Source organism: Methanosarcinales archaeon (assembly GCA_014859725.1).
GTDB lineage: Archaea > Halobacteriota > Methanosarcinia > Methanosarcinales > Methanocomedenaceae > Kmv04.
In genome coordinates this window covers 1-10,381 of the sequence record JACUTQ010000074.1, presented here as the reverse complement: position 1 = coordinate 10,381, position 10,381 = coordinate 1, and the positions used below count along the sequence as shown (strand labels likewise).

At 43.3% G+C, this 10,381-nt stretch carries 11 protein-coding genes; 2 read left to right on the top strand and 9 right to left on the bottom strand.

Annotated features, from left to right (window positions below):
- Positions 1-214 precede the first annotated feature (214 nt).
- Both IBX40_07510 and IBX40_07505 read left to right on the top strand, forming a co-directional pair.
- A complete protein-coding gene (locus IBX40_07510; GenBank protein MBE0524162.1) occupies positions 215-967 on the top strand; it encodes a 4Fe-4S binding protein in 753 nt (250 codons plus the stop codon).
- Positions 964-1,314, top strand: coding sequence for a hypothetical protein (locus IBX40_07505; GenBank protein ID MBE0524161.1), 351 nt, complete (start codon positions 964-966; stop codon positions 1,312-1,314). The genes IBX40_07510 and IBX40_07505 overlap by 4 nt, the downstream gene beginning before the upstream one ends.
- Before the next feature lie 50 nt (positions 1,315-1,364).
- Here the strand turns inward: IBX40_07505 and IBX40_07500 are convergent, their stop codons facing one another.
- The 9 genes from IBX40_07500 to IBX40_07460 all read right to left on the bottom strand — a co-directional run bounded on the left by IBX40_07500 (position 1,365) and on the right by IBX40_07460 (position 10,269).
- The gene (locus IBX40_07500) at positions 1,365-2,663 is read right to left on the bottom strand and encodes an MATE family efflux transporter (protein ID MBE0524160.1); all 1,299 of its coding nucleotides are present in this window, start codon (positions 2,661-2,663) and stop codon (positions 1,365-1,367) included.
- Positions 2,664-3,033: 370 nt separating this feature from the next.
- Complete coding sequence (locus IBX40_07495) at positions 3,034-3,435, bottom strand: hypothetical protein (protein ID MBE0524159.1); 402 nt, start codon at positions 3,433-3,435, stop codon at positions 3,034-3,036.
- A 164-nt stretch (positions 3,436-3,599) separates the two neighbouring features.
- A complete protein-coding gene (locus tag IBX40_07490) occupies positions 3,600-4,490 on the bottom strand; it encodes a radical SAM protein (protein ID MBE0524158.1) in 891 nt (296 codons plus the stop codon).
- Between the two features lie 111 nt (positions 4,491-4,601).
- Positions 4,602-6,044, bottom strand: coding sequence for an Asp-tRNA(Asn)/Glu-tRNA(Gln) amidotransferase subunit GatB (gene gatB / locus IBX40_07485; GenBank protein ID MBE0524157.1), 1,443 nt, complete (start codon positions 6,042-6,044; stop codon positions 4,602-4,604).
- Positions 6,045-7,514, bottom strand: a complete 1,470-nt coding sequence (gene gatA, locus IBX40_07480; protein ID MBE0524156.1) for an Asp-tRNA(Asn)/Glu-tRNA(Gln) amidotransferase subunit GatA — start codon at positions 7,512-7,514, stop codon at positions 6,045-6,047.
- Complete coding sequence (gene gatC / locus IBX40_07475; GenBank protein MBE0524155.1) at positions 7,465-7,746, bottom strand: Asp-tRNA(Asn)/Glu-tRNA(Gln) amidotransferase subunit GatC; 282 nt, start codon at positions 7,744-7,746, stop codon at positions 7,465-7,467. The genes gatA and gatC overlap by 50 nt, the downstream gene beginning before the upstream one ends.
- The gene (locus IBX40_07470; protein MBE0524154.1) at positions 7,743-8,630 is read right to left on the bottom strand and encodes an asparagine synthase C-terminal domain-containing protein; all 888 of its coding nucleotides are present in this window, start codon (positions 8,628-8,630) and stop codon (positions 7,743-7,745) included. The genes gatC and IBX40_07470 overlap by 4 nt, the downstream gene beginning before the upstream one ends.
- 605 nt (positions 8,631-9,235) lie before the next feature.
- Positions 9,236-9,994, bottom strand: coding sequence for a tRNA 5'-guanylyltransferase (locus tag IBX40_07465; protein ID MBE0524153.1), 759 nt, complete (start codon positions 9,992-9,994; stop codon positions 9,236-9,238).
- Positions 9,994-10,269 carry a PRC-barrel domain-containing protein gene (locus IBX40_07460; protein ID MBE0524152.1) on the bottom strand — a complete coding sequence of 92 codons (276 nt, stop codon included), beginning with the start codon at positions 10,267-10,269 and terminating at the stop codon, positions 9,994-9,996. The genes IBX40_07465 and IBX40_07460 overlap by 1 nt, the downstream gene beginning before the upstream one ends.
- Between the last annotated feature and the right edge of the window lie 112 nt (positions 10,270-10,381).

The window sequence follows — 10,381 nt, the reverse complement described above, 5'->3', positions numbered from 1 at the left end:
GCGGTGAGTTATATTTAATTCTGAACACCATTTATAGAAAATATGCCCAATGGCCTGATATTTATTCAAGCTTGATTAATTGTATTAAAACATTGTATAACATCACAGTTATGCATGCTATTTTAAAAAGCATACAAACAAATAAATAAATATAAAGGCCACTTTAATTCCCCATTCACATATTTTAACATATATAGATAAAATGGGAATGGGTATGAAAAACAAACACATTAGAATCTTAGTACTAACAGCATTTGTGGCACTGACACTGAACTGGTCACTTCAACATCTTTCAGGCATCAGCACGTTCTTATGCCATTATTGTCCGGAAAGTGCACTTCAGGCATCTGTTTTACTATTAAGTGGCGAAGATGTTGCAAAGATAAATGCAGGTAATATTGCTGTGCTTTTGGCACTCACTGTTACCACATTGGCATTTGGCCGGGGGTTTTGCGGATGGATATGCCCGTTTGGAGCCATTTTTGAATACCTTAACTTAATCGGGGCGAAGTTAAATATTATATGGAACCCGCCAGAGAATGTCGATAGCACACTGAAATATCTAAAATATATCATTTTCATAGGACTTATTCTAATCACAGCAGGGATTGGAGCGTACATATTCAGGGATTTTTGTCCTGCAAGAGCCCTATACCTACTGGAGAGACCTGAGAGCGGCGCATTACTCCCGCTATTGATACTTGGGGTTGTTTTAATCGGCGGTATCGTAATACCCAGATCTTTTTGCAGATACCTGTGTCCACTTGGCGCATACACCGCAGTTATCGCACGCATATCACCCACTTCAGTAAAACTTAATAGTGACCTGTGTATCGTTTGCGGCAAATGTAAAAAGGCATGCCAGTTAGGAATTGACCCTGTTGTGAGAATTCCAAAAACGGAATGCACAAATTGTCTTGATTGCATTGAAGAATGTCCCGCTGATGCACTGGAGGTCAAACTATGAAACGGCAAAGATACGCAGTGCTAATTATTGGGATATTCTTGCTATTATCTGTTTTGTTCACATTTGCAATGGATTATTCCGAACCTGAAAGTGTTAAGGATGTATCAGGTGGTGACGAGGGACTGGTATTTGAGAATATGGGACGAAAGACGCTTGAGTCCGCCTCGATTGAATACGATATCCCGTATGATTACCTGATTGCTGAACTCGGGCTTCCTGATGATATTGACCCTGGGACGCGAGTAAGTGATTTACCTTTTAAAGAAAACCCGGGAAATATTGTAAAAGAGGCGATCATAAGCATAAAATCAGGGCAGGTACAAGAGCAAATGGAACCATCTGATTAATATCTTCGCCTACCTTTTTCGCCTTACCAGACACCTCCACTTATTCCCTATCAGGATCGATCCGGCCTCGTCACCCTATTAAGGACTCTTTTAAGCACGAAATGAGAGGCCATTCCAGTCAGGGAATATGCCAGCACTATTGCACCAAAGATTCCTGTCAACCCGAACAGGTATGACCCCACATAAGCCAGGGGAATATACAAAACGAACATCTGGATCACCATAAGGATTGCAGCTGGAACAGGTTTATTCAGCACATTCAACGTGATGGTCGATATCTGGAACACACCAAATAACGCATACCCAATTGGAACGATCCACAGATAGAGCAAGATAATAGATATGACCACAGGGTCATCATTGAATATCGAAGCGACCGGCCTGGCTGTTACTGCCAGAAGAGCAAACATTACCACGCCCCAGATAAGTGAAAAACCATTGCTGTATTTGACCCCCAGTTGCACCCGATCGTACCGGGCAGCCCCCAAATTCTGCCCCACAAATGGCCCGATTACCGTTGACAATGCAAAGATCACGGTCATGGCTAAAAACTCGATGCGGATACCCACACCAAAAGCTGCTACGGCCTCGTGCCCGTACGTTGCAATAAGAGCAATGATAACACCCATGGCAATGGGGGACAGCAGTCTGGTTGCAGCAACTGGCAGCCCTATGTACATAATGCTTTTCCATGAATCGATAATAGTTTTTAGGGGAGGTATATCAAAGGTTATCATCCTGTCCCGATAGTAGAGCACCCATATCGCGACAATTAATGTGATTGCCCGTGCAAATACCGTGGCAATGGCTGCTCCTGTCAGTCCAAGCATGGGAAAGGGGCCAAGCCCGAATATCAATATAGGGTCAAGCACAATATTAACGACTACTGCCACCAGCATTATGGCGCTTGGGGTCTTGGTATCCCCGGTTGCGCGAATGGCATTGTTCCCCACCATCGGGATAATGAGAAAGAGCACGCCAGGATACCAGATCACCATGTATTCCCTGATCAGGGGTACTATCTCTGGTGTTGCTCCCAGGAGCCTGAACAGTGGATCAATTGTCAACATCCCGACGAGCACAAAGAATGCGACCATTATAAGCGATAGGATCAGGCTGTCAGTTGTCAGCCGCTGTACCATGTGATGATCCCCTCGCCCGATGGCTTTTGAGATGACGACAGAAGAGCCGACACCGATACCCATTGCCAGGCTGCCAATGACCATTATTATTGGAAAAGTAAAGCTCAATGCTGCCAGTTCCTCAGTGCCCAGCTGCCCGACAAAAAAGGTATCGACCAGATTGAATGCGACCATGCCGACCATGCCAAAGATCATGGGTACAGTCATATTGAAGAGTATTTTCCCAACAGGTCCTTCGATAAGCTGGGCTTTGTTGGTGTTTTTCAAAGTAATCGCTTATCTATTGCTGGATGGATGATAATGGTATTCTATAAATGGGGATTACGACCGGGAATAACCCTGTTTTTCAGAAAATTCACGAAAATAGAATCACTGATATAGTCTCATTTGTTTTAAGTGCATCATTTTAATACTGTCTTCAGCGATCATCTCAAAAAATTTGAAGCACGAGGGGATGCTTATAACATTTTTTACTGCTAGTTCTGCATCTTCCGGACTCCTCATCTCAACGTAGCTGGCGAACTTTCCCTCATGACGCAATGGATTATCATGAAAGGCTAATAATTTCAATAAATTTCTATAGTTTTTCGTAAATGACTGCTATTACTACCCCTGTAATTGAATAACTAATTAATCCGCTTATCAATTCTATTATCCAGACGTTAAAAGGAGCAAAGGCGATCATCATAATTGGCCACATAACTCCTGCAAGCAACCACACCATGAAACCATAGTTTAATCCTTTTCTCATTCCCATCCCTGGAACCGCACTATTTATAACTGAATAAATCAGCCCCATAAATATTCCTGTCAACAATATGGAAAGTGCCCCGGTCCACATTGCTTCGGCGGTCATCATTTCGGGAAACGTTGTGCTGTACCATTCGCCTGTTTTGGTGACCATATTTATGATAAAGAAAATTAACATCAATACTATTGCTGCTATAATCCCAGAAATTAATCCCTTTTTGAATTCCATTATTAAACCCCCTTTTAGAATTTTATAAAATCAACTTCTTATATTTTAGACATCAGAGACATATAAGCCTATCTTATATTTATCCAAATTCTAAAGAAGTTGATACGGATTCCATCGCCTTCATAAGCACGAAATAATTTCCGGTATTATTTCCCTCTCTTAATTCACCCGTGGAAATACTCACTCTGCGCCCGCTTCTGCACCGGAGACCCGCACGGTTCCTCACCTGGTACGCCCACCGCATCAGCTCTGCACTGCTGGCACAGCCTGAACTGGGGTAAATATTCCTCAGCCAGGGTACGCACCAGATTCAGATCCTCGCATGATGGTGGTTCGCTAAGCTCAAAATCGTATAACGGAATCAGGGGAATGATATTCATGATGGCAACACCATATCCAGCAGCCTTTTTGGCAATTTCCTCGATCTCTTCCATATTGATCTCAGGCAGTAATACCGTATTTGTTTTAACAAGCAGCCCAGCCTCAGTAGCAGCTTTAATGCCTTCCCACTGCTTTTTAACCAGCAGTTCTGCAGCTTCCAGACCCTTATAGGTCTTATCGTGGTACCGCACCCAATGGTATATCTTGGCAGCAGTCTCGGGATTCACAGCATTCACAGTCACGGTCACACTGGTTACACCAACAGCCTTCAGGTCGTCAACCCTTTCACTTAGAAGTAAACCGTTAGTTGCAATACATTTGATCAGGTCAGGATATTTCTCATGGACCAACCGCAGGGTCTCAAACGTCTCCTCATTAGCCAAAGCCTCGGCAGGACCTGCAATACCTACAACCTTTAAATTCTCCATCTCTTTAACATACTTGTCCACCCGCTCCAGTGCCTCTTGTGGTTTAATAACACCGCTGGACACACCAGGCCTGTGTTCGCACTTATCGATCTTACGAATACAGTACCCGCACTGAATATTGCATTTTGGAGCAACAGGTAGATGAATTCGGGCAGTCTTGAAATGCATCTTCTCATTATAGCAGGGATGCACGCTTGTAAGGTGTGCAGATTTGGAACCTATATTGCCCCATCGTTCTTCTTTCATGTTTGTGTAAAACCCCTTAATATTTATATAACTTTTGCTATATTAATATGGCCTATGTAATTTATATGTTTGTAGGTCGGATGATGATTTCCTATACTGCAGTAATATAATTTAAATCTTCTGCAAGATCAATTCGCGTACCAATTTTGCATCGGCCCTGCCCTTGGTCTTCTTCATTACCTGTCCCACTACGAAGTTCAATGCTTCTGGTTTGCCGTTCTGATAATCAGCTACAGGTTGTGGGTTCTCGGAAATAGCTTCTTCGACCGCATTGGTTACTATATCCCCTTCAGCCTTCAGTAGACCTTCTGCCTCAATTATATTATCCGGACTGCCCCCTTCATTCAGAATGGTTCGGATGATCTGAATGCCGCTCTGCTCAGTGATCTTATCCTCAGAAAGCAGACTCACTAGTTGGACTATATCTTCAGTCTTAAAGGCATCAATACCAATATCACGGTAATTCAGTTCACCTTTAAGTACATCTGCGGTCCATACTGCTGCCAGTTTTGGGTCAACCCGGCCTGCTACTTTCTCATAGAAGTCAGCCACCTTCTTCTCAGAGGTCAGGCTCTTTGCATGATCATCAGTAATATGATAGGTAGATATGAACCGCTGTCTTCTGGCATCTGGCAGCTCAGGCAGGGTTTTAGCGATCTCAGGCCCCCAATCAGCCACCCTGAGCGGTACCAGATCAGCTTCGGGGAAGTACCTGTAATCATGGGCCTCCTCCTTGGTCCGCAGACTTACGGTCACACCCCTTGCTTCATCAAAATGCCGGGTCTCCTGAACTACAGTACCGCCCCGCCTCAGCATGTTCTTCTGCCGCACGATCTCGAATAACAGAGCTCGCTCAGCTCCTTTGTGACTGCTGATATTCTTAACCTCTGCGCGGCTGCCACCGGCCAGGGAAATATTTGCATCCACCCTCATTGAACCTTCCAGTGTAGTATCAGACACATCCAGGTATTCCAGAATGTTTCGCAGTTTATCCAGGAACCGTCTTGCCTCCTTTGGACTTCTGAGATCAGGTTCTGTTACTATTTCTAAAAGTGCTACACCGCTGCGGTTGTAATCGATAAACGTATATTTGGAGCGTTCTATGCTGCCCCCTTCATGCACCAGTCGCCCCGGGTCCTCCTCCATATGAGCTCTGTTGATACGGATGCGGACTTCGCCGTCCTCACCCTCGATCATAATATTACCATTGGATGTGATGGGATAATCATACTGGGTGATCTGGAACCCCTTGGGAAGATCAGGGTAATAATAATTCTTCCTGTAGAATTGGGTATGCTCCTGGATCGAACAGTTCAGGGCAAGGCCCACTTTGATGGAATATTCCACTGCTTTGCGGTTTATCACAGGTAGTGATCCTGGCAGTCCCAGGCATACAGGACATGTGTGGGTATTGGGCCCGTCATCATGGTAATCAAGAGAACATCCACAAAAGATCTTGGTATTTAATTTGTTCAACTGCACATGTATCTCAAGTCCGATCATGACACCGGTCTCGTCCTGATAGGGACGCAATTTCAGGCTTTCTTCAGGCATTCATGCCACCTCCGGGCTCCTGGTATGAAAATCAGTATTTTGTTCAAAGGTATATGCCGTCCGAAGCACAGTCTCTTCATCAAAATGCCGCCCAATGATCTGCAGTCCTATCGGGAGACCATCTGAAAAACCGCACGGTAGTGATATTGAAGGAACACCTGCAAGATTTATTGGGACTGTGTTCACATCTGCCAGGTACAGAGTCAAAGGGTCGCTGATCTTTTCACCCAGTTTGAATGCCGGGGCGGGCATGGTTGGCGCGATCAGTACATCCGTATCTTTCAATGCCCTCTCAAAATCCTGCTTGACCAGTGTCCTGACCTTCAGGGCTTTGAGATAGTACTTATCCATGTATCCGGCTGACAGCGCATAGGTCCCCAACAGGATCCTTCGCTTCACCTCTTCGCCAAAACCAGCTGCCCTGATCTCACTGTATGTGGTATGCCAGTCATGGTCTTTTTCGAGGCGCAGCCCGTACCTCATCCCATCGAACCGGGCCAGGTTTGAAGATGCTTCACTCATGGCAATGACATAGTAGGCAGCCAATGCATATTTTGTATGGGGCATCACAACTTCCTTCCAGGATGCTCCCAAGGATTCCAGTGTATGCACTGCCTCCCAGACACTGCGCTCCACGGCCGGCTCCGTACCTTCACCAAAATATTCCTTTGGTACGCCGATCTTGAGACCCTTCACATCATTCACCAGGGCTTTAGTATAATCCTTTTCTCCGGGAACAGACGTGGAATCCCGGGGGTCATGACCTGCTATCAAATTAAATAACAAGGTCATATCCTCAACATTTGAAGCAATAGGCCCGATCTGCTCCAGACTGTTGGCATATGAAATCAAGCCGTATCTGGAGATTAGGCCATATGTGGGTTTCAATCCTACCACCCCGCAAAAGGATGCAGGGCATCTGACTGAACCACCAGTATCTGAACCGAGGGCCAAAGGTACCTCGCCTGCAGCCACGGTGGCAGCACTACCGCCAGATGAACCGCCAGGTACACACTCAGTTTCCCATGGGTTAAGCGTAGGACCATAACAACTGCTTTCAGTGGATGTACCCATGGCAAACTCATCCATATTGGCCTTGCCCACAATGATGGCCCCGGCTTCCTTTAGCCGCTCTATCACATGGGCATCATAGGGCGGGATATAACCTGACAGGATCCTGGACCCACAGGTGGTTTCCATGCCTATGGTTGATATGTTATCCTTGATGGCGATAGGTACGCCTGCCAGCGGACCGCCGTTTACATTCCTGGCAGCTTCCAGGGCCTCGTCCCTGGTAACCTTAATAATAGCGTTATATTTACTACCCTCGATACGTTCCAGGCATTTGTCCACCACCTCTTCTGCCGAAGAATCCTGAATAGCTTGAAGGGTCTGGGATACTGTGATCAAAGCATTCACCTCATATGATCCTGGGAGCCTTGAAATAGCCGTCCTGGGTTTTAGGGGCATTATCAATTGCCTGATCCTGGGTAAGGCATTCAGTAATCTCATCTTCCCTGAATACATTGTTCATTTCAAGCACATGATAAGTAGGCTCAATCCCTTCAGTGTCCACTTCATCCAGCTGGCCGAAATAATCCAGTACCGAATTCAACTGCCCTGCATACCCTTCAAGCTTCTCCTCTTCGATCTTAAGCCTTGAAAGCCAGCCCATATGTTCCACGTCCTTGGTAGTGATCATGATGTTACATCCAGTTCTATCCTATTTTCCTCTGCCACCGAATAAAGATATTTTCTTATATAGCCTTTGTCTTGTTTCTTAAACCCGGCCGTCCTGGCAAGTTTTCCCAGTGCTCCCCAAACACCACTCCCATATTGAAGTGCTTTCTTGTTTCTCCATGCGATCTCACCTGGAATTACCGTTTCAGCCGCTTTACGTAGAATATATTTACCTGCCAATTCTCCGTTTAATTCCCTCACCTTAAGATCAGGTGGAATGGACAGGCCAAATTCAATTACTTCGGATTCCAGATAAGGTGCAGCCAGTTCCACGCCTGCCGCCCTGGCAATAGTATTATCCCGCTTAATGTCCCGCACAGGAAGCCTTTCTACATCAGCAGTTATGGCATCCTGCAAAGCATCCATACCTCTTATGGCAATTTCCCTGTATCTTTGATATCCTCCAAAAAGTTCATCCGCACCCTGCCCGGCCAACAACAGATCTATGTTATTCTTCTTTGCCTCTGAACAGGCAATATACAAAGGTATTCCAAGAGAAATTGTCATTGGGTCAGCTGTTTTTAGCACATTTATTATACGAGGGATGATAGATTCCATTTCATCAAGATCAATTATTTTGATATGGAGGTTATTCCTGAGACCCAATAACCCTGCAGCAGTATCAACCCATTTGACATCATTAGAGTCTTTAAAACCCACGGTAATTAACTCTATATCCGGTAAATATTTAGTGGATAAAAATGCTACAAGTGAACTATCCACCCCACCTGAAAATAATATCCCGCAATGGGGTCTTAGATATTTTTTCGTGTTTAAAGATAATATCTTGATAAGCGTTTTAGACAATATTGTTTCATCTTGAAACGAATGATGATTTGCATCCATTGAGCTTTTTTATGTCCTGTTTGATAAAATATGTTTGCACTTTTTCAGGAGCTTAATATTATTGAGGGCTGTCAATACTATTAAATTTATTCACCAACACGAATTGTAACGGTCTCTTTAAAGCGTTAGTTATATATCGTCAAAAATCATGTTAATTTTATATCTTTCAATAAGTTATCAAATTAATGAGGAGTTTATTTGATATTACCACCGAGATGCCCTCGAATTAATACTGGTTGTTGTGCGTTAGAATCCAGAATAGAAGAGCTTCAAGAGAGGTATCATGATAAATGTGAACGGATGGAAGAGTACATCTATTGTGAATATTACAGCAGTGATATGGTCACTGGATCAGCCAGTTTTCATGTAATGCAAATTGTACAATCGACACGAAGACGTTAATATGGAATATATTTTTTTGAAAAAGACCGTTATATACTAAACATTTTGGAGCTATGCTATATGTATTTTTGCGTAGATTGTAAGTATTTTTCAACTAAGGTAAAGGGGAAAAACAACGCGATGTATGATGGTTTTTGCACGAAAATCAAAAAAAATATTTATGAAACAGACCGCAGCTGCAAAGAATTCACTGAAGATACGTTCTAAACCTCAGAGTTTCTTATGATACTGTCAACCAGTTGAGATCCTGCTTTACTGTTAAAAAGAGGTAGCTCCCAGTTCTGGATTATCCTTGACTTCTGCTCTGTAGTCTCTTTACCTGTTAATGGATTGATAATTGATTCTAAGGTTTTTTCTTTATTTACCAGTATCCCACGACGCTGCCATGCAGGTGTTTTAGCAAGATTGATTCCATGGTCCCATGCAAGTTCATGCAGCTGGTCGGATTTTAAGCCTTTTAATTTATCAGCAGCTTCTTTTGCAGTCATTCCGCCATTTTTTAAGAGATAAAATCCATATGAACTCATAAGATTACGCCAACACTCTTCCTGCCTCCATTTCAGGTATTCCATAATATCAGCAGTATCAATAATAGCAACTCTTGAATCAAAGGACAGGGGTTCCCGGCAATCTAAGGCCAAAACCAGTGCTGAAGAAAAAAAACTGGGAATGACAGAATCGATTTTCTCAAGCCTGCCATTGAACGGCAGGTTCTTTACGAACAATAGATTTATCTCATCAGAAAATATGTAAGCCAGAGATGGATTGATCCCACTCTTTCTGAAAAAAGTTACTGTGGAATCCGCCATTCCTTTTGCAAAACTAAGATCATAAGGCTTACTGAATTGTAATTGACGAAGAGCTTGGCCAAAACTCCGGCCATCAATTCTTACAATTGCAGTATTGGTAATTTTTATTTGTGCGAAAATTTCTCGCTTTTTAAGATCAGTGTTATGAAGCATTAATCAGAATCTTTTTCTTCTTCACCTGATTTTTTCATTATTTTAGTGGAGAATTGTCTTGTAAGAATAACATCTCCAACTGCAATTACCCAACGAAATGGAAGAATAATGCCTTTGCTGGAAACATCGAATAGTTCCGGATTTATCTTTCCAACAGCCAATCCCGAAATATTGGATTCGTTTGGTTCAAGAACTACATCATTGACTTTGCCAATATAAACGCCTTTTTCAGTATACACGTTCAATCCGAATAAAGTTGATACTTCTGCACGCATAATTATCCTCGTGTATATTTGTTGAACTTAAGTAAATATATAGTTATTTAATTATGTAAAGTATAAGTTAAGTTCGCACATGTTATGTGTTGATACATTAAATAATATAACC